25 protein-coding genes are annotated in these 26,108 nt (G+C 61.6%); 16 read left to right on the top strand and 9 right to left on the bottom strand.

The annotated features are described in order from the left end of the window. Positions 1-67: 67 nt before the first annotated feature. The 3 genes from AB5S05_RS15120 (at position 68) to amn (ending at position 3,950) form a co-directional block, all read left to right on the top strand. A complete protein-coding gene (locus AB5S05_RS15120) occupies positions 68-706 on the top strand; it encodes a TetR/AcrR family transcriptional regulator (RefSeq protein WP_369288351.1) in 639 nt (212 codons plus the stop codon). Next, the gene (locus AB5S05_RS15115) at positions 706-2,355 is read left to right on the top strand and encodes an acyl-CoA dehydrogenase family protein (protein ID WP_369288350.1); all 1,650 of its coding nucleotides are present in this window, start codon (positions 706-708) and stop codon (positions 2,353-2,355) included. Before AB5S05_RS15120 ends, AB5S05_RS15115 begins: the two co-directional genes overlap by 1 nt. Positions 2,356-2,477: 122 nt before the next feature. Continuing rightward, positions 2,478-3,950, top strand: a complete 1,473-nt coding sequence (gene amn, locus AB5S05_RS15110; protein ID WP_369288349.1) for an AMP nucleosidase — start codon at positions 2,478-2,480, stop codon at positions 3,948-3,950. Between the two features lie 67 nt (positions 3,951-4,017). Here the strand turns inward: amn and ahr are convergent, their stop codons facing one another. After that, the gene (gene ahr / locus AB5S05_RS15105) at positions 4,018-5,052 is read right to left on the bottom strand and encodes an NADPH-dependent aldehyde reductase Ahr (RefSeq protein WP_369288348.1); all 1,035 of its coding nucleotides are present in this window, start codon (positions 5,050-5,052) and stop codon (positions 4,018-4,020) included. Positions 5,053-5,257: 205 nt separating this feature from the next. Here ahr and AB5S05_RS15100 point away from each other — a divergent pair, with 205 nt between their 5' ends. Then, positions 5,258-5,827, top strand: a complete 570-nt coding sequence (locus tag AB5S05_RS15100) for a pseudouridine synthase (RefSeq protein ID WP_369288458.1) — start codon at positions 5,258-5,260, stop codon at positions 5,825-5,827. Here AB5S05_RS15100 and AB5S05_RS15095 read toward each other — a convergent pair whose 3' ends face one another. The 6 genes from AB5S05_RS15095 to pmcY form a co-directional block, all read right to left on the bottom strand. Next, on the bottom strand, positions 5,828-6,220 hold the full coding sequence (locus tag AB5S05_RS15095) for a globin (RefSeq protein ID WP_369288347.1): 393 nt from the start codon (positions 6,218-6,220) through the stop codon (positions 5,828-5,830). Between the two features lie 64 nt (positions 6,221-6,284). Next, positions 6,285-6,488: a DUF2788 domain-containing protein gene (locus tag AB5S05_RS15090; RefSeq protein ID WP_369288346.1), complete on the bottom strand. Its 204-nt coding sequence runs from the start codon at positions 6,486-6,488 to the stop codon at positions 6,285-6,287. A gap of 120 nt (positions 6,489-6,608) precedes the next feature. Then, positions 6,609-7,088, bottom strand: coding sequence for an Lrp/AsnC family transcriptional regulator (locus AB5S05_RS15085; protein WP_369288345.1), 480 nt, complete (start codon positions 7,086-7,088; stop codon positions 6,609-6,611). 380 nt (positions 7,089-7,468) lie between these two features. Continuing rightward, positions 7,469-8,224, bottom strand: coding sequence for a VIT1/CCC1 transporter family protein (locus AB5S05_RS15080; protein WP_369288344.1), 756 nt, complete (start codon positions 8,222-8,224; stop codon positions 7,469-7,471). Between the two features lie 69 nt (positions 8,225-8,293). Continuing rightward, positions 8,294-9,187, bottom strand: coding sequence for a cation diffusion facilitator family transporter (locus AB5S05_RS15075; protein WP_369288343.1), 894 nt, complete (start codon positions 9,185-9,187; stop codon positions 8,294-8,296). 32 nt (positions 9,188-9,219) lie between these two features. Continuing rightward, positions 9,220-9,639: a periplasmic Zn2+ metallochaperone PmcY gene (gene pmcY, locus AB5S05_RS15070; RefSeq protein ID WP_369288342.1), complete on the bottom strand. Its 420-nt coding sequence runs from the start codon at positions 9,637-9,639 to the stop codon at positions 9,220-9,222. A gap of 138 nt (positions 9,640-9,777) precedes the next feature. Between pmcY and hrpB the strand changes: the two genes are divergently transcribed. The 5 genes from hrpB to AB5S05_RS15045 all read left to right on the top strand — a co-directional run bounded on the left by hrpB (position 9,778) and on the right by AB5S05_RS15045 (position 18,244). Next, positions 9,778-12,297 (top strand): ATP-dependent helicase HrpB, encoded by a 2,520-nt coding sequence (gene hrpB / locus AB5S05_RS15065; RefSeq protein ID WP_369288341.1) that lies wholly within the window; start codon positions 9,778-9,780, stop codon positions 12,295-12,297. A gap of 68 nt (positions 12,298-12,365) precedes the next feature. Then, complete coding sequence (locus tag AB5S05_RS15060; protein ID WP_369288340.1) at positions 12,366-13,841, top strand: site-specific integrase; 1,476 nt, start codon at positions 12,366-12,368, stop codon at positions 13,839-13,841. Next, entirely contained in the window at positions 13,834-15,768 is a 1,935-nt protein-coding gene (locus AB5S05_RS15055; RefSeq protein WP_369288339.1) for a hypothetical protein, read from the top strand. Before AB5S05_RS15060 ends, AB5S05_RS15055 begins: the two co-directional genes overlap by 8 nt. Next, positions 15,765-17,813, top strand: a complete 2,049-nt coding sequence (locus tag AB5S05_RS15050) for an integrase (RefSeq protein WP_369288338.1) — start codon at positions 15,765-15,767, stop codon at positions 17,811-17,813. The genes AB5S05_RS15055 and AB5S05_RS15050 overlap by 4 nt, the downstream gene beginning before the upstream one ends. A 2-nt stretch (positions 17,814-17,815) precedes the next feature. Beyond that, on the top strand, positions 17,816-18,244 hold the full coding sequence (locus AB5S05_RS15045; RefSeq protein ID WP_369288337.1) for a hypothetical protein: 429 nt from the start codon (positions 17,816-17,818) through the stop codon (positions 18,242-18,244). Positions 18,245-18,376: 132 nt separating this feature from the next. Here the strand turns inward: AB5S05_RS15045 and AB5S05_RS15040 are convergent, their stop codons facing one another. After that, the gene (locus AB5S05_RS15040) at positions 18,377-18,598 is read right to left on the bottom strand and encodes a helix-turn-helix domain-containing protein (RefSeq protein ID WP_178080637.1); all 222 of its coding nucleotides are present in this window, start codon (positions 18,596-18,598) and stop codon (positions 18,377-18,379) included. A 104-nt stretch (positions 18,599-18,702) separates the two neighbouring features. On the opposite strand from AB5S05_RS15040, the gene AB5S05_RS15035 reads away from it, so the two are divergent. The 7 genes from AB5S05_RS15035 (at position 18,703) to AB5S05_RS15005 (ending at position 25,594) form a co-directional block, all read left to right on the top strand. Then, positions 18,703-19,293 (top strand): VspR family transcription factor, encoded by a 591-nt coding sequence (locus tag AB5S05_RS15035; protein ID WP_369288336.1) that lies wholly within the window; start codon positions 18,703-18,705, stop codon positions 19,291-19,293. Then, positions 19,290-20,690: a DEAD/DEAH box helicase gene (locus AB5S05_RS15030; protein ID WP_369288335.1), complete on the top strand. Its 1,401-nt coding sequence runs from the start codon at positions 19,290-19,292 to the stop codon at positions 20,688-20,690. The genes AB5S05_RS15035 and AB5S05_RS15030 overlap by 4 nt, the downstream gene beginning before the upstream one ends. Before the next feature lie 90 nt (positions 20,691-20,780). After that, positions 20,781-21,083 (top strand): hypothetical protein, encoded by a 303-nt coding sequence (locus tag AB5S05_RS15025; RefSeq protein ID WP_369288457.1) that lies wholly within the window; start codon positions 20,781-20,783, stop codon positions 21,081-21,083. Beyond that, positions 21,083-21,907 carry an inositol monophosphatase family protein gene (locus tag AB5S05_RS15020; RefSeq protein ID WP_369288334.1) on the top strand — a complete coding sequence of 275 codons (825 nt, stop codon included), beginning with the start codon at positions 21,083-21,085 and terminating at the stop codon, positions 21,905-21,907. Before AB5S05_RS15025 ends, AB5S05_RS15020 begins: the two co-directional genes overlap by 1 nt. Positions 21,908-21,972: 65 nt before the next feature. After that, on the top strand, positions 21,973-22,272 hold the full coding sequence (locus AB5S05_RS15015) for an antitoxin Xre/MbcA/ParS toxin-binding domain-containing protein (protein ID WP_369288333.1): 300 nt from the start codon (positions 21,973-21,975) through the stop codon (positions 22,270-22,272). Between the two features lie 177 nt (positions 22,273-22,449). After that, positions 22,450-24,177, top strand: a complete 1,728-nt coding sequence (locus AB5S05_RS15010) for an ATP-dependent nuclease (protein WP_369288332.1) — start codon at positions 22,450-22,452, stop codon at positions 24,175-24,177. Next, complete coding sequence (locus tag AB5S05_RS15005) at positions 24,167-25,594, top strand: UvrD-helicase domain-containing protein (RefSeq protein ID WP_369288331.1); 1,428 nt, start codon at positions 24,167-24,169, stop codon at positions 25,592-25,594. Before AB5S05_RS15010 ends, AB5S05_RS15005 begins: the two co-directional genes overlap by 11 nt. Positions 25,595-25,642: 48 nt before the next feature. Here the strand turns inward: AB5S05_RS15005 and AB5S05_RS15000 are convergent, their stop codons facing one another. Then, the gene (locus AB5S05_RS15000) at positions 25,643-25,942 is read right to left on the bottom strand and encodes a hypothetical protein (protein WP_369288330.1); all 300 of its coding nucleotides are present in this window, start codon (positions 25,940-25,942) and stop codon (positions 25,643-25,645) included. Positions 25,943-26,108 lie beyond the last annotated feature (166 nt).

Here is a 26,108-nt window from a genome sequence, read left to right as displayed (position 1 = left end):
CTAAATCCCCCTGTCGCCATGGTCTGAATGCTGATTCACTAGGAAGAAATGAATCAGGATTCAGACTATGGCCTACCGCCCCAGTGCCGAGCGTCTCGACCGCGACCAGGCCCTGCGCCAGCGCATCCTCGCCTGCGCCCTGGCACGGGTCGCCGAGGGTGGCTTCGCCGCCCTGAGCATGCAGGCCCTGGCCGAGGACGTCGGCATCGCCACCGGCAGCCTGTACCGGCACTTTCGCAGCAAGGGCGAACTGGCCGCCGAGGTCTTCGCCGTCGCCAGCCAGCGCGAGGTCGAGGCCCTGGCCCTGGTGCTGCGCGGTCCCGGTAGCCCGGCCGCACGCCTGGCCGCCGGCCTGCGCCAGTTCGCCGCGCGGGCCTGGCATAGCCGTCAGCTGGCCTTCGCCCTGATCGCCGAGCCGGTCGAGCCGCAGGTCGACGAACAGCGCCTGCTGTACCGCGAGGCCTATGCCGAGCTGTTCGTCGAGCTGCTCGAGGAGGGCGTCGCCGCCGGCCAGTTCCGCGTGCAGCAACTCGGCCTGATCGCCGCCTGCCTGGTCGGCGCCATCGCCGAGTCCCTGGTCGGTCCCCTGTCACCGCCCGCCCGCGCCGCACGCGCGGCGGGTCATCCCGCCCTGGAGCTGGCAGTCGTCAGCCAGAACCTGATCACCTTTTGCCTGCGCGCCGTCGGCGCCGAGGAGTGCCAGTGATGCAACCGAACCTGCTCGCCGAGACCCACGAAGTGTTCAACCAGGTGCCGCCGCTGGACGGCGCCAACCTGTACCGGGTCGACCTGCCGCTGCAGGAGTGGACCCGGCGCTTCGGCGGTGGCTGGGCCGAGGCGCGCATCGACGCCTACGGCGCCCTGGCCGGCGGAGAGCTGATGGCGGCCGGCTTCCTGGCCAACGAGAACAAACCGGTGTTCAAGAGCCACGACCGCTTCGGCCATCGCATCGACCTGGTCGAGTTCCACCCGGCCTACCACCAGCTGATGAGCGCGGCCATCGAGCACGGCATCCCGAGCATGCCCTGGACCGACCCGCGCCCCGGCGCCCAGGTCGCCCGCGCGGCCATGAGCTACCTGCACAGCCAGGCCGAGGCCGGCAGCGGCTGCCCGCTGACCATGACCTACGCCAGCGTGCCGGCGCTCAAGCTGCAGGCGGATATCGCCGAGCAGTGGTTGCCGAAGATCCTCTCGACCCAGTACGACCCGCGCAACCTGCCGATCGAGCAGAAGCACGGCGCCACCATCGGCATGGCCATGACCGAGAAACAGGGCGGCACCGACGTACGCGCCAACACGACCAAGGCATTCCCGGTTGGCGCATCGGGCCCCGGTCAGGCCTACGAACTGGTCGGGCACAAGTGGTTCTGCTCGGCGCCGATGTGCGACGCCTTCCTCACCCTGGCCTACACCGACAAGGGCCTGACCTGCTTCCTGCTGCCGCGCCATCGCCCCGACGGCACGCGCAACCAGTTCTACATCCAGCGCCTGAAGAACAAGCTGGGCAACTGGTCCAACGCCTCCAGCGAGGTGGAGTACCGCGGCGCCCTGGCCTGGATGATCGGCGAGGAGGGTCGTGGCGTGCCGACCATCATCGAGATGGTGGCGCTGACCCGCTTCGACTGCATGGTCGGTTCCAGCGCCCTGATGCGCCAGGCCCTGACCCAGGCCGCCCACCACTGCGCCTACCGCCAGGTCGGCGGGCGGGTGCTGGCCGAGCAGCCGCTGATGCAGAATGTGCTGGCCGACCTGGCCCTGGAGAGCGAGGCAGCGCTGGCCCTGACCCTGCGCCTGGGTCAGGCCCTGGACAATCCGCAGGACGAGCAGCAGGCCAAGTTCAGCCGCCTGGTCACCGCCGTGGGCAAGTACTGGATCTGCAAGCGGGCGCCGGCGATGATCAACGAGGCCGCCGAGTGCATGGGCGGCGCCGGCTACGTCGAGGACAGCATCCTGCCCAGGCTGTACCGCGAGGCACCGGTCAACTCGACCTGGGAGGGCTCGGGCAACGTGCAGTGCCTGGACGTGCTGCGTGCCCTGTCCAAGGAGCCGGGGGTGCTCGACGCGCTGTTCGCCGAACTCGGCGACGGCCACGGCGATGCCCGGCTCAAGGCGCATATCCAGCGCCTGCAGGCAGATTTTCGCGACACCGACGAGATCCAGTACCGCGCCCGCCAGCTGACCGAGGACGTGGCCCTGGCGCTGCAGGCCAAGCTGCTGCTGGAGGCCGGCAACGCCGCGGTCAGCGATGCCTTCATCGCCAGCCGCCTGGGCGCGGGCGGGCGGGCCTACGGCACCCTGCCGCGCGGGGTGGATGTCGCGGCGCTGGTGGCGCGCAGCACTCCGCAGCAGGTCTGAGACGGTCTGGCGAGGCTCCGGATGGGGCCTCGTGCTGGTATGCGCATGGCCACGTGGCGCTATCCCAAGCGGCGCTGAACAGGGCAAGATAGAGCCAGTCCGTTCAGCCAGGGAGGTGCCCCGTGAACCCGAATTGCGCAGATTTCGTCATCGCCCATACCGCCGAGGATGCGGTCGATCGCCTGGCCGCCCTGCACCAGCAGGCCACCGGTGCCCTGAGCCAGGCGCTCAAGCGCTACCTCAAAGAGCGCATCAAGCCCGATGCGGCCCAGCACAGCCAGTTCCGCTACCCCGAGTTGCGCCTGATCTACCGCGGCCAGGGCGAGGCGCCGGCCAGCGTGCGGGCCTTCGCCAAGGTTCAGGTGCCGGGTACCTACAGCGTCACCGTGACCCATCCGGCGGCCTTTCGTAAGTACCTGCTCGAGCAGCTGCGGCCGCTGATGAACGATTTCACCGTGCAGGTGGAAGTGGGCGTCAGCCAGCAGAACATTCCCTACCCCTATGTGGTCGAGCAGGGCGATGAGCTGGCCGGTTCCGGGGTCACTGCCGCCGAACTGGCGCGGGTGTTTCCCAGCACCGACCTGTCGGCCGCCAGCGACGGCACCGCCGATGGCCTGAACGACTGGGAGAATACCGACCCGCTGCCGCTGGCGCTGTTCGACGCGGCGCGGGTGGATTTCTCCCTGCGCCGGCTGGTGCACTACACCGGCAGCGACTGGCGTCACGTGCAGCCGTGGATCCTGCTGACCAACTACCACCGCTACGTCGACCAGTTCATCCGTCACGGCCTGGACATGCTGGTGGGCGATTCGCGCTTCGTGCGCATGGTCCTGCCGGGCAACGTGGTGGTCGAACGCGGCATGGCCGAAGGCGAGATGCAGGCGATCATCGAGACGGTGGTCTGGCACCGCTACCAGATGCCGGCCTACCACCTGCAGGCGGGCGACGGTGACGGCATCACCCTGGTCAACATCGGCGTCGGCCCGTCCAACGCCAAGAACATCACCGACCACCTGGCGGTGCTGCGCCCGCACTGCTGGCTGATGATCGGCCACTGCGGCGGCCTGCGCCAATCGCAGACCATCGGCGACTACGTGCTGGCCCACGCCTATATGCGCCGCGACGGTATCCTCGACCGGGTGCTGCCGCCGAACATCCCGCTGCCGGCCCTGGCCGAGGTGCAGCAGGCGCTGCAGGAGGCGGCGCGCCAGGTCACCGGCGAGCAGGGCGACGAGTTGAAGAAGCGCCTGCGCACCGGCACCGTACTGACCTACGACGACCGCAACTGGGAGCTGCGCTGGGCCCAGGAGCGGCCGCTGATCAACCTCGCCCGGGCGGTGGCGGTGGACATGGAGAGCGGCACGGTCGCCGCCCAGGGCTATCGCCTGCGGGTGCCCTACGGCACCCTGCTGTGCGTGTCGGACAAGCCGCTGCACAGCGAGCTGAAGCTGCCCGGCGCCGCCGGCGCCTTCTACGAGCGCGCGGTGACCCAGCACCTGCACATCGGCATCGCCGCCCTCGACCTGCTGCGCAGCCAGCTCAACTCGCTGCACTCGCGCAAGCTGCGCAGCTTCGACGAGCCGCCGTTCCGCTAGTCGCCAAGGTCGAATGAACGAAAAAGCCCGAGGTGCGAGCCTCGGGCTTTTTCGTTGCCGGCTTTGCTTACTGGCTGGCGTCCAGCACCACCCGGTAGCGCGCCTTGCCGGCGCGCAGGTGGTCGATGGCGTCGTTGACCCGGCTCATCGGAAAGTGCTCGACCTGCGGCAGGATCTGGTGGCGGGCGCAGAACTCGAGCATGGTCGCCATGCTCGCCGGCGAGCCCACCGGCGAGCCGGACAGGCTGCGCTGGCGCGGGATCAGGTTGAACACGTGGACCGGGATGGCGCTGGGCACTATGCCGACGAAGTGCAGCCGGCCCTTGCCGCCCAGGGTGCCGATCAGCGCCGCCCAGTCGAGGTCGGCGCTGGCGGTGACCAGCAGGAAATCCAGGCTGCCGGCGATCGCCTTGAGCGCGGCACTGTCGGTGGAGGCCACCACCTTGTGGGCGCCCAGGCGCTGGGCCTCGTCCTGCTTGCTCAGCGATGAGGTAAAGGCGGTGACCTCGCAGCCCCAGGCATTGAGGAAGCGCAGGGCCAGGTGGCCGAGGCCGCCGATGCCGACCACGCCGACCCGGTCGGTGGGCTTGACGTCGAACTCCAGCAGCGGGCTGAACACCGTCGAGCCGGCGCAGAACAGCGGCCCGACCAGGCTCGGCTCGAGGTTGTCCGGCAGCGGGATGGCCCAGGCCCAGTGGCTGCGCAGGCGGTCGGCGAAGCCTCCGTGGCTGCCGACGATGGTCGGCTTCACCGTGCCGCACAGCTGGTGCGCGCCCTCCATGCACGAGTGGCAGTGCATGCAGCTGCCCTTGTACCAGCCGATGCCGACCCGCTGGCCGAGTTTGAGACCGCGGGCCTGTTCGCCGAGGCGGACGATGGTGCCGACCACCTCGTGGCCGGGAATGAACGGATAACGCGCGTTGCCCCACTCGTTGTCGATCATCGACTGGTCGGAGTGGCAGATGCCGCAGAACTCCACGGCCACCTCGACTTCGTCGAGGCCCAGCGGGCCCGGGTCGTATTGGTGGCGTTCGAGGGCGGCGCCGGGGGCGGTGGCGGCCCAGCCGGTGAAGGTGTCGAGTGCGTTCTCGGCGGTGCTCATGCGGGTTTCCTCGGGGGCGGATGACACAACCCGCCCAGCATAGCCGCTGGGCGGCGCGGCGGCGGCGTCATCACCGGGACTGATGATCGAAGCGCGGCCTCGGTTACACTGCGCCTCCGTTCTCCTCGCCCACGGACCCCGCATGCCGCGCCCGCCCCGTCCCGCCAGTTCCCGTCGTTCCAGCACCCCGGCCAAGCCGCGGCGGGTGGCCAAGGCGCCGCCGGCCGAACCGCGCCTGCTGCTGCTGAACAAACCCTTCGATGTGCTGACCCAGTTCAACGACGACCAGGGCCGCGCCACCCTCAAGGATTTCGTCGCCGTGCCCGGGGTCTACCCGGCCGGGCGCCTGGACCGCGACAGCGAGGGCCTGTTGCTGCTGACCAACGACGGCCGCCTGCAGGCGCGCATCGCCGACCCCAAGCACAAGCTGAGCAAGACCTACTGGGTGCAGGTGGAGGGCCAGCCGAGCGCCGAGCAGCTGCAGCGGCTGCGTGACGGGGTGCAATTGAACGATGGGCCGACCCTGCCGGCCGAGGCGCGCCTGCTGGAGACGCCTGCGCTGTGGGAGCGCGATCCGCCGGTGCGCTTTCGCAAGAGCGTGCCGACCGCCTGGCTGGAGCTGGTGATCCGCGAGGGACGCAATCGCCAGGTGCGGCGCATGACCGCGGCGGTCGGCCTGCCCACCCTGCGCCTGGTGCGGGTGGCGATCGGCCCCTGGCGGCTGGGCGATCTGCAGCCGGGCCAGTGGCAAGAGGTCGAGGCGCGGCTGGACTGATCAGTAGAACGACTTGATCAGCTCGATGCCCTTGCCCAGCACTTCTCGCCAGTCCTTGCGGGTTTGCCCGCAGAACTGCCTGTCGTGCTCGGCAATGGTCAGCAGCAAGGCCTCGAGCCAGAGGTCGTAGAGCCCGGGGTGGATGTTCAGCCTGGCCCGCGAATGCGACTCGCCGAGGGCGCGCAGTTTGCTGTCGGGCATGCCGCGGGCATGCATCACCAGATTGAGAATGCCCTGGCGCAGCAGCTGCTTCTGCCCGTGCATCTCGGTGTGGGTGAACTTCTCCCGTACCAACGGCGAGCTGGCGAGGAAGTGGCGATAGAAACTGTCGAAGAAATCCGGGCTGGCGCAGCAGCGCCCATAGCTTTGCATTACGCGATTGACGGCGTTCATGGTTCTTCCCTGAACAAAGGTGCACGGGTGGCTGCAGCCCTGCAGCCGAATTGACGAGGCGAGGTCAGATGCCTTCGAGGCCGGCGATCACGAAGCTCTTGATGACGAAGCCGAGTACGCCCAGGCCCAGGGCGAGGAACAGGATCATGGTACCGAAGCGACCGGCCTTGGACTTCTTCGCCAGGTCCCAGACGATAAAGCCCATGAACAGGATCAGGCCGCCGACCAGCACGGTCATCATCAACTCTTCGAATACTTCCGGTTCCATCGCAACCTCAAGTGGCTGGCAGCGGGCTGCCGAGTGACGGGACGCTGCCGGGGCAGCGCAAAAACGCCGGGGATTATACGCCAGCGTCCGCGCTTGTCATTGACCGTCGGTAAGTCCGGCTCAGCTGCGCAGGTGCTGCAGCGGCAGCTGGGTGCTGGAGAGGATCTGCTGCAGGACGAAGCTGGAACGCACGCTGGAGACGCCATCGATGCGGGTCAGGGTGCCGAGCAGCAGTTGCTGGTAGTGATCCATGTCCGGCACCACCACCTTGAGCTGGTAGTCGGCGTCCATGCCGGTGACCAGGCTGCACTCGAGCACCTCCGGACATTGGCTGATCGCCGCCTGGAAGTGCTCGAAGCGCTCCGGGGTGTGCCTGTCCATGCCGATCAGCACGTAGGCGGTGAGGCTCAGGCCGAGCTTCTTGCGGTCGAGCAGCGCCACCTGGCCGAGGATATAGCCGTCGTCCTGCAGCTGCTTGACCCGCCGCGAGCAGGGCGAGGGCGACAGGCCGATGCGCTCGGCCAGGTCCTGGTTGGACAGGGTGGCATCGCGCTGCAGTTCGGCGAGAATTTTCAGGTCGTAGCGATCCAGTTTGTTCATGGTTGGCGTATGTCTGTGAATTGATTGCGCTTGATAGTGCTGTATTAGGTGAAAATTGCGCAAGTGATAAGTTTATCGGCAATCTTAGCAATCCTGTGCTGCGTCTGTTTGCGTAATCTTTACCTCAGTTTCACGGCCCGGACGACCTGTCCTCCCGGCTCGCCCAACCAGGTGAGCGGGCGCCGCCGATCCCACCGGATCGTCACGGCACCTGGGTCCGCACTGCCCAACCAGGCGGGCGACGAAAGCGGCGACACCATTGCCAGTACCGGACAACACATCCAAGGGGAGACCGCCAGGTCTCCCCTTTTTAGTGTGCGGGTGTCTGCCGCCGCGTGCCTGGCCGGCCACACCTCGCCGGCCGCACCTTGCCGACTGCTCTAGAAGACGCCGAAGCTCTGCTGCAGCAGGTAGCCGGTGAGGTAGGCGATGGCCGCGGCTGCCCCGCCGGTCAGCAGGGTGCCGAGGCCGGCGCGCAGGATCGGCTTGGCGAACACCAGGCTCTTGAGGGTGCCGATGGCAAAGAACACGGCGCCGGCCAGGGCGGTACTGAAGATGAACTGCCAGCGCATCGTCAGGCCGCCGACGAAGAAGGGCAGCAGCGGAATGCTGCCGGCCAGCAGGAAGGTGGCGAAGGTCACGCCGGCGGAGCGCCAGGGGGTGATCTCGGCCTTCTGCAGGCCATGTTCCTCGACCAGCATGGTCTCCACCCAGAGCTGGCGGTCCTGGCTGATGGTGGTGACGATGGCTTCGAGGATCTCGCCGCTGAAGCCCTTCATCTGGAACAGCTGGCGGATCTCCTCCTGTTCGCCGTCCGGCACTCGGTCGATGTGTTCCTCCTCCATGCGCCGCGCCTGCTCGCGCAGTTCCAGCTGGGCCTTGCTCGCCTCGTAGTTGCTCACCGCCATGCTGAAACCGTCGGCCAGCAGGTTGGCGAAGCCGAGGATCAGTGCCACCGAGGCGGAAAAGCCCGCACCGAAGGCACCGCAGACGACGGCAAAGGTGGTGATGCAGCCGTCGATGGCGCCGAGCACGGCATCGGAGATGGTCTGCGGGTTGTTGTCGGCGTTCAGGCGCTTTTCGATCGCGTCGGGCTGATGCTCTCGGTGGAGCTGTTCGAGGCTGGTCTTCTTCATGGCGGGGCCACTGAGCGAGCACACAGACTCAGGATATGCGCAAAAGCGCCGACCTGCCCCGCCTGGCCGTCAGTTGCCCAGGGGCTCGACGACCTCCGGTGGGTCGGCATGCACCAACACCTCGGCGCGCGGGAACTCGGCGCGAATCGCCTCCTCCACCTGATCGCACAGGGCATGCGCCTGCACCAGGTTGAGCTCACCGGGCAGCACCACATGCAGCTGGACGAACAGGCGGGTGCCGGAGCGGCGGGTACGCAGGTCATGGGCGCCCAGCACGTTGGGCACGCCGCAGGCCAGCACATGCATGCGTTCGCTGAGTTCCGCGGCGATCTCCTGGTCCATCAGCACCGCAGCGGCCTCGCGCACGATGCTCAGGGCGCTCCAGAGGATGTACAGGGCGATGACCAGGCCGAACAGCGGGTCCAGGCGCTGCCAGCCGAAACTGGACAGCAGCAGCGCCAGCAGGATGCTGGCATTGAGCAGCAGGTCGGAGCGGTAGTGCAGCGAATCGGCATAGACCGCGGTGGAGCCGGTGACGCGCACCACATGGCGCTGGAACAGCAGCAGGGCGCCGGTCAGTGCCAGCGACAGCAGCATCACCGCGATACCCAGGCTCTCGGCCGACAGCGGTTGCGGGGCGAGCAGGCGCCTGACCCCCTGGATACCGACCAGTACGGCACTGGCGCCGATGAACAACGCCTGGCCGAGGCTGGCCAGGGCCTCGGCCTTGCCGTGGCCGTAGCGGTGATCCTCGTCGGCCGGTCGCAGCGCATAGTGCACGGCGATCAGGTTGAGCAACGAGGCGGCGCCGTCCAGCAGCGAGTCGGTGAGGCCGGCCAGCAGGCTGACCGATCCGCTCTGCCACCAGGCGATGGCCTTGGCCAGCGCCAGGCTCAGGGCCATCGCCAGGGCGGCGGCGGTGGCCAGGCGCATCAGCCGCGCGTGCTGTGCGGGAATGCTCATGCGGCGCGCTGCTCCGGGGGGCATCCGATCATTCAGGCGGCCGGGCGCAGGCCATAGGCGGCCAGTTGCTCGAGGCTGCCGCGCTGCTGGATCAGGCGCGGGTCGTCCAGCGGCAGGCTGCGGCCGGTGTGCGCCTCGATCAGCGCCTTGAGTCGGACGTTGTCGATCTTGCCGCTGGCATCGACGGCCTTGTTCAGCTCCTGCGGATCGACCTGGGCAGTGCTGCCGCCGGGCAGGTAGATGGCGCCGGTGGCGAAGTCGATGCCGAAGGCGATTAGCCCGGGGATCACATAGAAGAGGATGCCAATGGCATCCAGGGCCACCACCACCGGATCGACCTGGCCCTGGATCTGGCCGCGGCGATCGGGAAAGAACAGGGTGCCGCAAGCACTCAGCTGGGTGAGCAGGGCGACGGCGACAGCGCCGCCGATAACGCGAGATTGCATGCGCATCGAACACCTCCAGGTCAAAAGTGGCGCCACTATAGCAAGCCGGTCGTGGCAAAACCGCTGCATCGCTTGGCGGCGGGGCAATCGGGGCCAGGCCGGGCCGCTGGGTCGGTATAATCGCCGTTCTGAACTGGAGCCCCCATGACTGCCCTGCCGATCGACGTCCTCCTCCCCGACCTGCGCCAGGCCCTGGCCAGCCGCCATGAGGCGGTGCTGGAGGCGCCGCCCGGTGCCGGCAAGACCACCCGCGTGCCGCTGGCCCTGCTCGATCAGCCCTGGCTGGTCGGGCAGCGCATCCTCATGCTCGAGCCGCGCCGGCTGGCCGCCCGCGCCGCCGCCGAGCGCCTGGCCAGCGAGCTGGGCGAGACGGTCGGCGAAACCGTCGGCTACCGCATTCGCCTGGACAGCAAGGTCGGCCCGCGCACCCGCATCGAGGTGGTCACCGAAGGCATCCTCGCCCGCCGCCTGCAGGACGACCCGGCGCTGGAAGGGGTTGGTCTGGTGATCTTCGACGAGTTCCACGAGCGCAGCCTGGACGCCGACCTGGCCCTGGCGCTGTGCCTGAACGGCCGGGCCATGTTCCGCGGCGAGGACAGCGGCGAACCGCCGCTGAAGGTGCTGCTGATGTCGGCGACCCTGGAGGGCGAGCGCCTGGCCGGGCTGCTCGGTGACGCCCCGGTGCTGCGCAGCGAGGGGCGCATGTTCCCGGTCGAGCTGCGCTGGGGCGCGCCCTACCAGGCCGGCGAATGGCTCGAGCCGCGGGTGGTGCAGACGGTACTGCAGGCGCTGGCCGACGAGCCGGGCAGCCTGCTGGTGTTCCTTCCCGGCCAGGCGGAGATCCGCCGGGTCAACGAGCAGCTGGCCGAGGCCCTGGCCGGGCGCGACGATATCCTCCTGTGCCCGCTGCACGGCGAGTTGGAGCTGAGCGCCCAGCGCGCCGCCATCGAGCCGGCGCCCGCCGGCAAGCGCAAGCTGGTGCTGGCGACCAATATCGCCGAGACCAGCCTGACCATCGACGGCGTGCGGGTGGTGGTCGATGCCGGCCTGGCGCGGGTGCCGCGCTTCGACCCGAACAGCGCCATGACCCGCCTGGACACCCAGCGCATCTCCCGCGCCTCGGCCACCCAGCGCGCCGGACGCGCCGGTCGCCTGCAGCCCGGCGCCTGCTACCGGCTGTGGTCGCAGGCACAGCATGAGCAACTGGCGGCCTACTCCACGGCGGAGATCCTCCAGGCCGACCTGGCCGGCCTGGCCCTGCAGCTGGTGCGCTGGGGCGTGACCCCGGACGAACTGGTCTGGCTCGATCCACCGCCGGCGGCGGCCTATGCCCAGGCCCTGGAACTGCTGCAGCGTCTCGGCGCGGTGGACCAGCAGGGCGCCCTGACCGCCCACGGCCGGGCCATGGCCGAATTGCCGGCCCACCCGCGCGTCGCCCATCTGTTGCTGCGTGGCCAGGCCCTGGGTCTGGGCGCCCTGGCCTGCGACCTGGCGGCACTGCTGGGCGAGCGCGATATCCTGCGCGGTGCGGGTGCCGATCTGCACAGTCGCCTGGCCTTGCTTGGCGGTGAGTCGCGCGTCGCCCGTGGTGGCCAGGCCGCGGTGCAGCGCGCACGCCAACTGGCCCGGCAGTTCCAGGGCTATCTGAAGCGGGCGGCGGTCACCAGCCCGGTGGCCGATCCCGAGCATCCGCGCTGGCTCGGCTGTCTGCTGGCCTTCGCCTACCCGGACCGGGTGGCCCAGCAGCGCCGTGCCGGTGGTGGCGACTATCGCCTGGCCAACGGCCGCGCCGCCCAGTTCGGCGAACCCGACGCGCTGATGAAGCACCAATGGCTGGTGATCGCCGACCTCGGCAGCCGCCAGGGCCAGCGCGAGGAGCGCATCTACCTGGCCGCCGACCTCGACCCGGCGCTATTCGACGCGCAGCTGGCCGAACAGGTCGCTGAGCTGGAGCTGCTCGACTGGGACGAGCGCGAGGGCGTGATGCGCGCCGAGCGCCAGCGCCGGGTCGGCGAACTGATCCTCAGCCGCGAGCCGCTGGCCGAGCTGGACGAGGAGACCCGTGGTCGTGCCTTGCTCGGCCTGGTGCGGCGCAAGGGCCTGGCGCTGCTGCCCTGGACCCCGCAGTTGCGCCAGTGGCAGGCGCGCGTGGCCCTGCTGCGCCAGCTGGACCTGGCCGAGAGGGGCGAGAGTGACTGGCCGGACCTGTCCGATGCGGCTCTGCTGGCCAGCCTGGAACACTGGCTGCTGCCCTACCTGGGCAAGGTCAGCCGGCTGAGCCACTTCGCCAACCTGGATCTGCCGGCCATCCTCGCCGGCCTGCTGCCCTGGCCGCTGCCGCAGCGCCTGGACGAGCTGGCGCCGAAGACGCTGCAGGTGCCCTCCGGTTCGCGCGTGACCATCGACTACAGCGAGCAGCCACCGGTGCTGGCGGTGCGTCTGCAGGAGCTGTTCGGCCTGGCGGCCACCCCGCGCATCGCCGGCGGCCGTCAGGGGGTGTTGCTGCACCTGCTGTCGCCGGCGCGCCGTCCGGTGCAGGTGACCCAGGACCTGGCCAGCTTCTGGGCCAACACCTATGCCGAGGTGAAGAAGGACCTCAAGGGCCGCTACCCCAAGCTATTCCATAAGTTAGACCCTTGGGTTGAATCCCTTAACAAAAAATAGTTTGACCCATTTTATTGTAACGACTTCCCGTAACATATAGCATTGACTCATTCGGTCAGGGGTGAGTCATGTCCTACTCCAATCCGCGTCACGAAGGCCGCTTGGTGCTCATTCCGCATCTGCGTGACGCCTTCGCCAGCCTGCATGTCCATGAAGCCCCGCCCGGTGCGGTCGCCGTGCCGCTCGAGGGGGATGGCTCCAAAATCGTATTTCGGCTTGATGAAGTCGGCGGCGGGAGTGACCGGGACTTATTCAACTTCCCGGTGTTGTTCCATGCCAACGGCGATCCCTGGCATGAGGCGAACGATTATTTGCTGAGCCTCATGCGTGACAAGGCTCCAATCAATCGGCGCGCTGATGATGTTCGGCGTCGTGCCAGCAGGCTGCTCGATTACCTGCTGTTCTGCGAGGACAACGACCTTGATTGGCTCGACTTCTCCGGTGCCCGTCCCTCACTTCGCCCGACCTACAAATACTTCTATCACCTGATTAACGAAGGCGTGCGCAGCAATCAGGTAATCAATCAATACACCTCGGTGGTCTACTACTTTTATCTGTACGTTTCCGAGAACTGGTATGACCTCGACATGAAGCGTGTCGATACGGTCAAGCAAGTACGACTCATTGTGCGGGGTTCTAAAGGCGCGCGAGTAGTAAATGCAGAGAAGCGCAGCCAAACACGGCGTACGCCGCCGAGTAGTTCTGTGCCGTTGGGATTCGTGCGGGACAATGGCGAGGATCTTCGCCCGCTGTCCAATCGTGAGTTGGGCGTGTTTCTGGATACCATCAGGAACGAAAAGGAATGGTCTGCTGTTGAGCGGCTGATTCTGCTGACTTCGCTGATGACGGGGGCCCGCAAGCAGACCGTTCTAACCATGCGCCTGAAGCACCTGAAATGCTTTACAGAGGATAAGTTGCTGCCCGAGGGCGCGTATAAACTTCATGCCGGCCCGCGCACCGGCATTGACACTAAGTTCGACAAGCCGCAAGAGCTATATGTTCCCAAGCAGCTTGCCGAAGAACTGGTAACGCTCGCCCGAAGCTCGATGATGAAGAAACGGCGAGACAAGTTTCGGGCGCTGATGGAAGCCAAGCATCCAGGCTTGTCGATGGATGAGGACGATGTGTATTTGTTTCTCTCCGACCAGGGCAACTGCTATTACATGGCCGAAAATGACCCGCGCTATCCGATTGTGAAGTCACCGCAAATTGGGCAGGTCACGGAAACGATCAAGCGCAAGCTGATTAAGAAAGCCGCTAGTAAATTTCCAAAAGACTTTTCCTATCACTGGTTGCGAGCGACCTTTGCCTATCAGCTTTACCAACGCTTGCAGGTGCTGGTGGAAAAAGGACTGATGCAGCCGGGAGAGGTAATTGACTTTATCCAAAGGCGATTGCGCCACGAGTCGAGAGAAACCACGGAAAACTATCTCAAGTTGTTCAGAATGACCCACGAAAAGGTCATCGCTCAAGAAGTCTGGGAAAGCAAGCTATTTGGTAATGGCGGCTACAGCGTATTGAAGGTAGAGGCGCAAGATGAATAGTCGGCAGCAACTCGAACATCGCGCCAATACATACGTCATTTCGCTGGATGAAGTCATGCGGCAGTTTCCCGAGTCTGAGCGTTTGCGTCTGCGACTGTCTGCGAAGCTGAGGAAGAAACCGCTGGATATTGGAAGTTGGGCCTATTTTATTCGAGGTAAAAATGAAAGTGTGCGTGATAATCGCGGCACGCCAGTGGTGCTGGACTCCTTTGTCGAAAGTCGCCGCGAATTGATTGTAAGATTTCTGGAGTCCTTGGTCGGTCAGCGTGACCAGACTGTCCTTACGCGGTTCAGATTTCTTGAACAGTTTATCGACTGGCTAAGCCTCGGTGGCTACAGGGAAGTGTTTGCCAGTGAACTTGATGCCCAGCGAGCGTATCGAGACTATACCGCGTACCTGAATCACCAAGTAGCCCATCAGAAGTGGAAGCCCCTCACTGCTGTCAATGCTCAGCGTCAGGCCGCCGGCCTTATTGAACTGCTCTATCCAGAAAGCAGTCACCATATCCTCGCCGGGGCGGTCAGTATCAGGGCTGGAGAAGAATCGGCGGCAGTCAGCTCTACTCATGTCGAGCTGTATCGCGACGTTTGTTTGGCAATTGCTCAGCAAGGCAGCGATTTTATCCTGAATAATAAGCCCTATCCATGGGGCGTCACGATCAGGGATTATGAGGTTGTTGTATTTCCATCGCATTGGGGTGCGGTTGGCCCATTCAAAGAGTCTCCGCCTCCCTATCGTGCGGCCGAGCGACGTATTGCCACGGTCGAAGAGTACCAAGCGGCTTGTGACAGATTGGGGCGGAGAAAGCCGCGTAAATCAGAGGCGGCGCGAAATCTGAAAATTGCGCGGGATAGTTTGCAGGCAGCTAGCGACGATGCGCGGCATTGGCATCGCTATTATGTGGCGGGCCTGGCTGCAAAAGCCTATGCGTGTCTTTTCTTGATGATGACAGGGGCCACGCCGACCGAGTTTGCACAGTTTAGCTACGCAGATGCGCTCGAAGTCGAGAAGTCTCCGATCAAGAAAGAGTTGTCGGCTGTAAAATTTCGGGCGGGCGCGAAGTCGAATAGTTATAACGTCGGGCGTATCGGGGGGCTACCTCTTTTGAAGGAGTACCTCAAACTTCGCGACTGGATTCTAAACGGCGCATCGCATGAGCGGCTGCTCTTTTCGATGCCTGAGTCTGCTAAGCGGAAAGGTGCAAAAAGTCGCTTGGCCGACCTAGATGTAACGGATGCCATCTGCAAGTTCCATGACTCGATTAGTGGCGCCTTTCTCGACCCAAAGGTGCGGAGACTGTCGCCACGCCAAATGCGCAAGTTCAAGAGCAGTGGGAGCCACCGCGCCGGCGTGCCGCCGTCCGCCGTTGCGGCATCGCTGGGTCACACCGAGGCGGTGAATCAATCGACCTATGCCCAGGCGACGCCTGAGCAGTTGGAGGCCGAGTTCGGTCAGTTCTGGCAGGTCGTTCGCCATGCCGCTCAAGTCGTGCGCGAGCGCAGCGAGGGCGCCACTGGCGCCTGGACCGCAACCGGGGCGGGGCATTGTGACGGGTTCAATCAGCCGATCCTTGTACGCGATGTGGGGGCCGTTGCAATCGAGCCGAACTGCCGCACTCAGTACGGCTGCTTGTACTGCGAGCACTATATCTGCCACAGCGATGAAGAAGACCTGCACAAGTTGCTGAGTTTTCAGTATGTGATCAATGCTGTGCGTAAAGCAGCACCCGATGCGGCGCATGCTGAAACTCTCTACAAAGAATTGTCGATCCGAATCGGGTTCATCCTTGAAGCCCTTGCTGAGCGTTCCGATGCGGTGAAAAAAACGGTCGAAGCTGTCAGGGCGAAGGTGTTCGAGTACGGTGAACTGACTGCATTTTGGGAAGCCCGCTTGAACCGTTATGAAAAAATGGGGGTGGTATTTTGAATGCGGTTGTCCAGTCGATCGGCCGTCTGTTTTCGAGCGGTCAGTTCCCGGCAACTTGTGAGCCGGATAATGCGCCGCAAAGGTATGGCAAGCCCACGCCCGATTTTGTGCTCTGTCGTGATGAGCCTGGTAATGCCATGGCGGTGTACGGTGAAGCAGTATGGGACTTTAACCCGTATCGGCTGAGTGCTACAAAAATCAACAAGGTTAAGTTTGACACAGTGTTCGACGAGGACGGCCCAGAGCAGCAGGCGCTGATCGAAGAAGTCAAGTATGTGCTCTACTGTCTGATTTACTTTGCCCGCGGCGGACGACTCGGCAAGCTGAGCGTATCCACGCTCGGTCGGTATTGGTTGGTGCTGCGCATGGCCATGAAATTTTGCCTTGAGCAGAAGCAAAAGCCGCTGGTCGGTACGCTATCCTTGCAGCAACTCTTTACCGTTCCGGTGTATCTGGCAGCCTTTATTCGTGAAAAAACGTTTGATCAAAAGGCGCTTTCAGCGATATTGCAAGGCCTGGTCAGGGTAGGCGAAGAACGATTGGGATATGCCGTAGTTAATCCAAAGAATTTTGACCTGAAGAAGCGGGATAGCAATCAGCATCCCGTTATTCCAACACGAATCTATCTGAGCATCATCAATCTCACCGGCGATCTACTCGATCAGATACATAAAGGTGTCGGACGGTTTGATAACTTTATCGCGTGCTTTGCCGATGAGCATTATGGCGTTGCTTATTCGAATCAGAGAACTCGCGGGCTTGGCGGCAAGGCGCATTGGCGGCCCAACATGGCGCAAGCGCTCAAGGATCACGGCTTGGCTTCGGTGTTTTCCGGTGAGTTTGCATGTTCTCACAAGATAAATCTGAAACGTGTCTTGCTAAATATGCAATATGTGGCAAGGACGGTCATTCACCTTTATACCGGCATGCGCGATCAAGAAGTGTTGCGAATGTCGTATAACTGCTTGTCCGATCAAGTTGTCAGGCAGGTAGTTATCGATGATCAAGGAGTTGAGCGTGATAAGCCCCAGGCTGTAAATATCCTCTCGACCACCACCAAGTTCACCGGCTATAAGAAAGAAGGCGCATGGTTTGCGCCGGGCGAAGTCGTCAAGGCTGTGGAAGTGGCTCAGGCGATTTGTCGTGGACTAGCCCGGCTCTACCAAATCGATCTGGATGATCGCTGTCCGCTCTTTCCTAGTCCGGCCATCGTGAGTTTTACGAGGAGCAGTGCCGAGGTTGATCTGGCAAATTTTGGTAATAAGAGTTTGAGCGGGAGTGCTTTACGGGCGCTGCCAATCCAGGGGGCAGACTTACAGGAGCTGGCGCAGAGCGACCCGTTGCGGGATTTCTATAATGATCCTGATTTTGCAGTTGGCCAGCCATGGTCGCTGACCAGTCACCAACTCCGACGCTCGCTGGCCTTTTATGGCAGCAGTAGTGGGTTTGTCTCGTTGCCGGCGCTGCGCACGCAGTACAAACATATGACGATTGAAATGTCCCGCTATTATGCAAATCATTACGAGAATCTTCGCACCGTTTTTGGCTACTACGACGAAAATAAGAAAGACTTTGTGCTGCCCAGCAATCACTTCGCTTTCGAGTATCAGATGGCCATTCCCATGTCAGTGGCGAATCAGTTGATTGCCGATCTTCTATTAAGTGAAGAACCGCTGTTCGGTGGCACCGGGTCGTACATGGAGAAACAAAAAGAGCGGGTCAAGGCGGGCGAAATTCAAATCGAAGATGTGCGGGCGGATACTGAGAGACGGGTGAAAAGCGGTGCAATCAGCTACCGTCCAACGCTGCTCGGCGGCTGTACCAAGGCGGGCCGCTGCGACTCATTTTTACTCGGTGATTACACCGAATGCTTGTCCTGCGAGGGCGCAATCATCAAGCCCGAGAAACTAAAAGCGGCGATTGAGGGCGCGTCTAATGAGTTGGACAGTTACGCAGAAGATTCGGGCGAGTATCAGGTTGTGAAAAGTGAAATTGAGCGCCTGGTCGCTTTCAAAGCCCGCTTGATCGACTCAATGGACGTTTGATGATGAAGTCTAGTGACGGTGCAAGTAAGGGGCTGAACGCTTGCGAGGAAGCCTTGAAGCGCATCCTAGATGGGAAGCCGGTTGTGCCCGAGCATGTGGGTTTAGACCTGTCGAAACTCACTGCCAGCATTGTCAGTCTTGAGGCTGGATTTGACCGTGGTTACCTGAAAAAGTCTCGTAAAACACATTTACCCATACTCGCAAAGATCGAGGCTTGCCGTGCTGAGGCTAACAAGGGCTCCGGTTCGTATAATGGTAAAATCATAAAACGCTTGGAAGATAAACTTGTGCTTTTAGAAAAAGAGCTCGCAATGGTCTGTTCGCAGCGTGACAAAGTCCTTACGCAGAATCTCCAGCTATGGGCGCGCGTGAGAGAACTGGAACTCGCTGAGCGTCAGAACAAGTCGCGCAGGGTTCGGCTGCATCATTGATAGATTTACGCCTCCCCGACAGCATCACAAGCGTCGGGGAATGTTCTAGCTAGTAGTCTGGATAATGATGTTAGGGCAGGCAGCATTAATGCAATTTCAAGCCTTCTTGAGCGCCAGGGTCGATCAGGTGGGCTAAAGCTCTGACACCTGAGGCAGTAGGCCGCATGGATCGCATGCAAGCACGCTTGCGATGCGATACAGCTTCTCGACGGTGATGTTGACCTCGCCACGTTCGATCCGCCCTACGTAGCTGCGGTCGATATTGCACGCCAGCGCCAGTGCATCCTGGGAAATCCGGCAGGCCTTCCTCTGCACTCGGATGCGTTCCCCTAACGCTTTCGCCAACTTATCCATGACCGTCTCAATTTAACTTGAGGCGGCACTATCGTGCGTTTGCGGACGCACAGGCCACGGATTATAATCCGCATTTCTTTCGCGCTAACTCTTCTGGTGCCTCAATGAAATCGGCCTCGTTTATCTTCGACAGGCGTCTGTATGAGCTGCTTCAGGAGCCAGGGCGTACAACCTTTACGACCCGTGAACTGCGCGATGCCTATGCTGCTCGCCTGAATGGCACACATTTCCGTATCGCCGATGTGCGACGCTATGTGTATGAGCAGATCCGTCGAATAGTGCGCGCGGGCTGGGTTGCACTGGACGAGGACCGTCGTGTCCGAGGACAGGTCTACCACCTGCAGCCGTTTCCGGCACACCTGCAACTGGAACTGATCGACAACGGTTTTGAGAATAGCCTTATGGCTGCCGGAGTGCCCGAACCAGACCCGGCGGTACGCGACGTGGAGGCTTTGCCGCTTAAGTCGTCAGCCAATACGGATTTGCAGTTGGAGGCGCTCCACAAGGAAATCCGCTTGGACTTTCTCACTTCAATGGGCGAGGCAGAGCGATTCAAGCTGCTTCTGGACGAGATGCCGCATTTGCGCGACAAGGTTGAAGGAGATTACCTGGAGGCCAGGGATCGCAGTTCTCGCCTTCTGGGCCATTTACGCGCCATAGAAAAGACCCTCAAAACGCTCGCTGCGCCACGATGAGCAGATCGCTACGCAGCTGGCAGAACAGCTGCATCACCAAGGCGTTGGAGCACTTTACCGTCACGCAGCACTTCTTCTGCCAGGCAACGCCGGGAGCCGGGAAGACGCGCATGGCCGCGGAGCTGACCAGCCGACTGCTTCAGCAGGACAGAATTGACCTGGTGCTGTGCTTTGCGCCGTCCTGCCAGGTCGTGGAGGGTTTTCGTTCGACTTTTTCGGAAGTGCTAGGCAGACGTTTCGATGGCCAGATGGGTGCCGTGGGGGCGGCCTATACCTATCAGGCCATGGAATACCGTGATGAGGGATTCTGGCAGCTTCTTGATGACTATCGGGTGCTTGTGGTCTTCGATGAAATCCACCATTGCGCCGGCCACGATCCGCTCCTCAGCAATGCCTGGGGGCAGCAGATACTGCACCGGATACAGGATCGCGCTGTCTTCACGTTGGCCCTGTCTGGCACGCCCTGGCGTTCGGACGACAAGGCAATTGCCTTGGCTCGCTATTCGTCGCCCGAAGGGCATTTGATCTGCGATTACCGCTATGGCTTGAAAGACGCCATTGCCGACGGCGTGTGCCGATCCCCTCGCATTGTGTTGCTCGATAATCAGAAGGTGAAACTCACTGAAGAACTTGGCGCGGATAGCTCCGTCAGGCTGTTTCCCAGCATCGCCAAGCTTTTGGGGGAGTCACCTGTCACCTATGAGGAACTGCTGCGCCATGACGAGGTGATCAATCCAATCCTCGACCTTGGCTACAGCAAGCTCAACGAGCTACGCCAGATCAAGCCTGATGCCGCCGGCTTGGTGGTGGCTACCGACATCGAACACGCTCAGCAAATAGCCCAGGCTCTGGAAGCAATGGGTGAAGAGTGCCGTATCGTGACCAACAAAACCCCGGATGCGCAGCAAGTGATCAATGCATTCCGCAGCAACACCTGCCGCTGGATTGTCGCCGTAGGAATGATCAGCGAAGGCACCGACATTCCACGCCTGCAAGTGTGCTGCTATCTCAGCCGTATCCGCACCGAACTGCATTACCGGCAAGTGCTGGGGCGGGTACTGCGACGCACAGGTGAATCGGATGACCAGGCATGGCTATTCATGCTGGCAGAGCCGACGCTTCAGGGCTTTGCGGAGCGAATTTCAGATGACTTGCCGGATGACCTAGCGGTTTTGAGAGATGTGCAGATAACTGGATTTAATCCAGACTCAAGGCCTGAGCCGATGGGTGCTTCGGGCCATGTCGAGGGTATCGACGGTGCTGGGTTAGGTGGCGCAGAACCTGGTATTGGGTCGCAGGCTACGAACATCATTTCGCTGGGTGGCTTTGCAACTGAGCCCGCTTACCAGGTCAGCTTTTCCCAGCATTACCGGCAGGAGCTACTGGCTTGTTTCTGATGCTCAGCCAGTCGAGGCTGCTCGAATGATGCCGGTGTGCATGAGTCCATAACCGGCCGGTGCCGCGTGGAACGTAATCGTGAGGTGCGTATGGAGATTAGGTCGCAGGCATTGGTCGATGTCGTTGAGGACGTGATCTGCGACGTGTGCCGCTCTGGAACGCGTATTCCTGGCTACGGCCTTCAATACGGCAAGCTTGAAGCCCAATGGGGATATGGATCACAGCATGACGGAAAGCACTATCGGGTGCATCTCTGCGAGCCCTGCTTTTTCAGGGTGCTGAGTGGATTGCGTTGGGAGTGTATGGTCAATGGCATGTTCGATGATGAGCAGCCATTTTCCTCTGAGGATTTTGGCTTGGTCAGCAAGGGTAACTACTGGGAAAAGAGCTGATGACAGGACTGCGGCTGAGCGATCTTCTTGAACCCGTCATGCAGCTTGCTTACGAAGCAGGCCGACTTATTGAGTCAGAGCTTAATAGACCAGACGGCCCAAGAGGCAGTGGCTTTAAGGCAGACGTTGATGTTGAAATCGAGGTACTTCTGCGACAGCGACTGAAGCACATCCTTAATTGCGATTTTGTCGGAGAAGAAACGGGCTGCGAGCTTTCAGGCCACCCATTTAGTTGGGTTGTTGACCCCAATGATGGAGCAGGCGACTTCCTCAATCGTCGGCCGGGCTCTGCCATTTCTATCGGATTGCTGCATAACGCAACGCCAGTGCTGGGCGTGGTTTACGCCCCCGTCACGCCTAGTGGTCCTGACTGCATAGCATGGGCTGAGGGTGCACCGGCTTTACTGCGTAATGGTCGTCCCGTGAATAATGACCTGCAATCTTCGATCTTGGCACCGGGGACAGCGGTAATGGTCAGCTATGGGGGCACCCAAAAAGCCAAGCAGAATGCTCTGCTTTGCCACCCGGCTATTTTCCACCCGATGCTTAGCATTGCTTACCGTCTTGGGCGTGTTGCCGCAGGCGATGGTGTTGCTGCCGTATCGCTCTACAGCGTTTCACCCCATGACCTGGTTGCGGGCCATGCTTTGTTGCGGGCGGTCAATGGCGATATCTGGAATGAGAAAGGTGAGTCGGTGCGATACGCATCACCAAAAGCATTCACTCGAAGTTTGAATTTCTGCTTCGGTGGCGCGCAGGCAGCGTGCTTAGAATTGCTTGGCCGGCCATGGCATTCGCTGAAAGACAGTGGTTATGTGCCGTAGGTCGTGTATGCGAGGGTTGTGTTATTCGTGGTGAGTTTTTCCTTCTGCCCAAGGAGATAGCATCTGTGGATAAGCCGGCCGAAGATCAAAGCGTCACAGCACTCAAAGGACTGATCAAAAAGCCCGAAAACCCGATATCTGTCGACTCGATTAATCCCATTGGCGCGACGAAGCAAGACCGTCTTTCCCAAGTAACAGTCATAGCCGAAGAAATTTTCGAAGATAAAGCCGTTGCCATCTCATGGATGACCACAGTTAACGATGCCTTGGGTGGGAAAACGCCGATATTCCTTTGCGATACTGAGATCGGCGCTCGCCAGGTGCTCAGGGTATTGCATGCGATTGAATGGGGCGGTTTAGCGTAACCGGCAGCTCTGAGCTGGAGTGACTGAAAATCAGCTGGGAGGCAGGGTACATGACAGTAGCACCCATAAAAGTCACTACTTTATTGAAGGCCCTGCACCTTGGTTAATGCCGGCATACTAGCGACTCTTGGCTCCGTCCCTCGAACACTGACCGCCGTTAACTTTTGAGGAGTCTCCGTGGCACGCATTCGTCGACTGAAAATCAGCAATTTCCGGTCTATCCAAGCGCTGGATTGGGTGCCATCCCCCGGTATTAACTGCCTTATAGGCCCAGGCGACAGTGGCAAATCCACCATCCTCGACGCGATAGACCTCTGTCTTGGCGCTCGCCGAAGCAGCTCATTCGGCGATATGGACTTCTTTGCTCTGAACGTCGAAGTGCCCATCACTATCAGTGTGACGCTTGGTGATCTGCCAGCATCGCTGATGGATATCGACTTCTATGGCGACTTCTTGCGTGGATTCAATCTCGAAACGGGGGAGGTCGAAGATGAACCGCGCGTAGGTCTTGAGACAGTAATCACATTGCTTTTGCAGGTTGGTGCCGATTTGGAGCCTTCCTGGACGCTTTTCTCTGAGCGCGCGGAGCTGCAGCAACTCGAACGTAGTCTTCCTTGGAAGGAGCGATCGGCACTAGCTCCCGCCCGCATAGGTAGCTTCGCGAGTTCGAACCTGTCATGGAGTCGTGGTTCGGTGCTCAATCGACTTACTGATGAGCGAGCGGAGCTTGGTGCCGAACTTGCGCGCGCCGCCAGGCAGGCAAGAGCGAACTTTGGCAATCAAGCGGCCGCACATCTAACCCAGACACTTGGGGTAGTGCAGCAGACAGCTCAAAATCTCGGCGTTTCGGTCGGGGCGATGCCGCAGGCGCTCCTTGACGCGCACTCTGTGTCGATTGGCGAGGGGGCCATCGCGTTGCACAGCGAGACAGGCATTCCGCTCCGTTCCCTTGGAACAGGTTCGTCACGCCTGCTAGTGGCTGGGCTTCAGAGGGCTGCGGCCAGTGCTGCTCCCATTGCTCTAGTCGATGAGGTGGAATATGGACTCGAACCTCATCGGCTAATGCGGTTCCTAGATTCTCTCGGCGCGAAGGACGCAGCAGCTCCGCTGCAGGTCTTCATGACGACGCATTCGCCGGTCGCGCTTCGCGAGCTGTCCGGTAGCCAGCTGTTCGTTGTTCGATCAGGGCCTGAACGCCACAGCGTTATGACGGCAGGGCAAGCTAACGAAGTACAGAGTACCCTGCGGACCGACCCGGAGGCGTTTCTCGCCAAATCCATCATCGTCTGCGAGGGCGCGAGTGAGGTAGGTTTCGCGCGTGGCCTCGACCAATGGTGGGTGAGCCTTGGGGCCACATCGTTTCTGGCACATGGAGGTGCTTACGTGAACGCTGGCGGGGGAACTCCTGATAACAGCCTTATCCGCGGAGCCGCACTTCGGAACCTAGGCTATCGCGTGCTGGTTTTTGTGGACGCCGACAAGCCGTCGACCGCGGGACTCGCGGAAGCATTCTTGGCCGCAGGTGGGCAAATTCTTACTTGGCGTCAGGGCCTTACTTTGGAGGATGAGATCTTCCGCCATCTCAGTGACCAAGCACTTGATGCCCTTCTGGCGAAAGCCGAAGCGATAGTGGGTGCCGAACTGATGAACGAGCATATTCAGACTAGATCCCAAGGGCGCGTGACGCTGAACGATATCCGGGCTGAACGACTCGTGGATGGCTACTCACCCGCGAAACGAGAGCTACTGGGCATAGCATCCCGTATTCGCAACAGCGGGTGGTTCAAGTCGTTGACAACCTACCAGGAGGTCGCGAGGGACATCGTTGGCCCGTCTCTGCAGAACGCCGATGCAGGTTTCATGGCAGTCACGAACCAGCTCTGGACATTTACAAGTGCCCCTTGAAATCGACATCTTCGCCATCGAGCGTGGCTCAATAACAGCCCCCGCAGGTTGTGGGAAGACGCAGCTGATTGCTGATACGCTCATCGCACATACGCAGAGCAAGCCCATCCTCGTCCTAACGCACACGAACGCCGGCGTTGCGGCTTTGTGCGCGCGCCTGAGACGGGCAGGCGTCCCTAGTTCCGCGTACCGGGTCTCCACCATCGACGGATTCTCAATGCGCCTCATCGCCAAGTTTCCGGTGCGAAGCGGCCACAACACGCAAATCTTGGAGCTCCACCAGCCCAACGCGGACTACCCTGCAATTCGAGAAGCCGCCAGGCAGTTACTGCACGCTGGACACCTCGCCCAGCCTCTCCGTGCCAGTTACGCGCGGTTGCTTGTCGACGAGTACCAAGACTGTAATGTCGTCCAGCATGCCATCGTGTCAGCTTTGGCCCAGGTACTTCCAACCTGCGTGCTCGGCGACCCAATGCAAGCCATCTTCGGTTTCCGTGGTAATCGATTGGTGCATTGGGCGAATGAAGTTCAGCCCCAATTTCCCGCGGCGGGTGAACTGGGGACGCCATGGCGCTGGCGACTGGCCGGGGCTGAAAATCTTGGGCAGTGGTTGCTCGTTATCCGGCAGCAACTCCAGGCAGGCCAGCCTGTGGATATGCGCACGGCTCCGGCAGAAGTGCGTTTGGTTCAGTTGAACGCTGGAACCGAAGCCCAGCAGCGCCTAGTGGCCGCGAGAACTCTGGCCCCCAACGCTCAGGGCACCGTCCTCATCATCGGGGACGCCATGAACGTGCAAGGCCGGCATCAGCTAACGAGCCAGACCCCAGGAGCCATGGCTGTCGAAGCCGTTGACCTAAGAGATTTAGTCAACTTTGCAAGGCAGTTCGATCTGCAGGGCATCAATCCTCTGGCGCAACTCGCTGAATTTGCTTCAAGCGTGATGACCGGGGTGCGGGCCGCAAACCTACGGACGCGTGTCGAGTCTCTACGTGGAGGAAGGGCGCGGACGCCCCCGACCCCCGCTGAGACCGAGGCCGTTGCATTTGTCGCGGAGCCAACGCTAGAGCGAGCGCATCGTGTGCTTAATGTCCTCGCTGACCAGCCGGGCTCACGTGTGTTCCGACCAGAAGTCTTGCACTGCTGTCGCTCTGCCATGCAAGCAGTGGCAGGAGGGGCTCCCGACTTTCTGACCGCGGCCATTCAAGCTCGCGAGCGGAATCGACATCTCGCTCGACCAATTGCACGCCGCTCGGTCGGGAGTACATTACTGCTCAAGGGGCTTGAGGCAGACGTATCGGTCATCCTGCATCCTGAGTTGATGACAGCGCAAAATCTATATGTCGCCCTTACACGGGGCGCAAGACAAGTTGTCGTGTGCTCTCCTACACCCATACTCACGCCGGTACGAAACGGTTGAGCAGCTCTGTGATCTAGGCGTAATTGCCAGGAGCTCTGGCAACCAGAGCTACCAACCCTTCCTCATCAGCGTCTCAAAGTTTCGACGCGACAAAACCTGTGCGCAGTTGCGCCAGTCGTTGTCAGTTGGGCGCATGGTGGCGTTGTAGCGCAGATCGAAGCCGGTTTCCTGCTTCTGGGCATTGATGTACTGATCCATCAATTCTCCCAGATGCTCAATGTCGTCTATCCATTCGTCTTTGATGGTGTCCGGCAGGGATCCAAACAGATCAAAGCGATCCTTCATTCGTTCAGAAAGACGGTCGTAGACTTTTTCGTCTACTGTCTGCTCGTTAACGAGGTTGAGCATGTCCACTTTGTCCCGCGTCTGACCGAAACACTTGATGCGTGAACGAGCCCCTTGAAACACAGGACACCGTTTCCCCCTTACCATAAGGGATAGGCAAACGACTGTGTTTATGACTACCAGCAAAGACAAAACCTTCGAAGTGCTCGGCCAGGAGCGGCGTCGCCGC

It is taken from the genome of Pseudomonas zhanjiangensis (genome assembly GCF_041027545.1).
In the GTDB taxonomy this organism is placed as follows: domain Bacteria; phylum Pseudomonadota; class Gammaproteobacteria; order Pseudomonadales; family Pseudomonadaceae; genus Aquipseudomonas; species Aquipseudomonas zhanjiangensis.
Note: the sequence above shows the minus strand (reverse complement) of the source record. Positions and strands in the feature narration are given on the sequence as shown.

Coding starts and splice junctions, on each gene's coding strand:
- AB5S05_RS15120 (WP_369288351.1), top strand. CDS start 68: ATGGCCTACCGCCCCAGTGCCGAGCGTCTCGACCGCGACCAGGCCCTG.
- AB5S05_RS15115 (WP_369288350.1), top strand. CDS start 706: ATGCAACCGAACCTGCTCGCCGAGACCCACGAAGTGTTCAACCAGGTG.
- ahr (WP_369288348.1), bottom strand. CDS start 5,052: ATGAGCACCGCCGAGAACGCACTCGACACCTTCACCGGCTGGGCCGCC.
- AB5S05_RS15095 (WP_369288347.1), bottom strand. CDS start 6,220: ATGAACGCCGTCAATCGCGTAATGCAAAGCTATGGGCGCTGCTGCGCC.
- AB5S05_RS15090 (WP_369288346.1), bottom strand. CDS start 6,488: ATGGAACCGGAAGTATTCGAAGAGTTGATGATGACCGTGCTGGTCGGC.
- AB5S05_RS15085 (WP_369288345.1), bottom strand. CDS start 7,088: ATGAACAAACTGGATCGCTACGACCTGAAAATTCTCGCCGAACTGCAG.
- AB5S05_RS15080 (WP_369288344.1), bottom strand. CDS start 8,224: ATGAAGAAGACCAGCCTCGAACAGCTCCACCGAGAGCATCAGCCCGAC.
- AB5S05_RS15075 (WP_369288343.1), bottom strand. CDS start 9,187: ATGAGCATTCCCGCACAGCACGCGCGGCTGATGCGCCTGGCCACCGCC.
- pmcY (WP_369288342.1), bottom strand. CDS start 9,639: ATGCGCATGCAATCTCGCGTTATCGGCGGCGCTGTCGCCGTCGCCCTG.
- hrpB (WP_369288341.1), top strand. CDS start 9,778: ATGACTGCCCTGCCGATCGACGTCCTCCTCCCCGACCTGCGCCAGGCC.
- AB5S05_RS15060 (WP_369288340.1), top strand. CDS start 12,366: ATGTCCTACTCCAATCCGCGTCACGAAGGCCGCTTGGTGCTCATTCCG.
- AB5S05_RS15055 (WP_369288339.1), top strand. CDS start 13,834: ATGAATAGTCGGCAGCAACTCGAACATCGCGCCAATACATACGTCATT.
- AB5S05_RS15045 (WP_369288337.1), top strand. CDS start 17,816: ATGAAGTCTAGTGACGGTGCAAGTAAGGGGCTGAACGCTTGCGAGGAA.
- AB5S05_RS15040 (WP_178080637.1), bottom strand. CDS start 18,598: ATGGATAAGTTGGCGAAAGCGTTAGGGGAACGCATCCGAGTGCAGAGG.
- AB5S05_RS15035 (WP_369288336.1), top strand. CDS start 18,703: ATGAAATCGGCCTCGTTTATCTTCGACAGGCGTCTGTATGAGCTGCTT.
- AB5S05_RS15030 (WP_369288335.1), top strand. CDS start 19,290: ATGAGCAGATCGCTACGCAGCTGGCAGAACAGCTGCATCACCAAGGCG.
- AB5S05_RS15025 (WP_369288457.1), top strand. CDS start 20,781: ATGGAGATTAGGTCGCAGGCATTGGTCGATGTCGTTGAGGACGTGATC.
- AB5S05_RS15020 (WP_369288334.1), top strand. CDS start 21,083: ATGACAGGACTGCGGCTGAGCGATCTTCTTGAACCCGTCATGCAGCTT.
- AB5S05_RS15000 (WP_369288330.1), bottom strand. CDS start 25,942: ATGCTCAACCTCGTTAACGAGCAGACAGTAGACGAAAAAGTCTACGAC.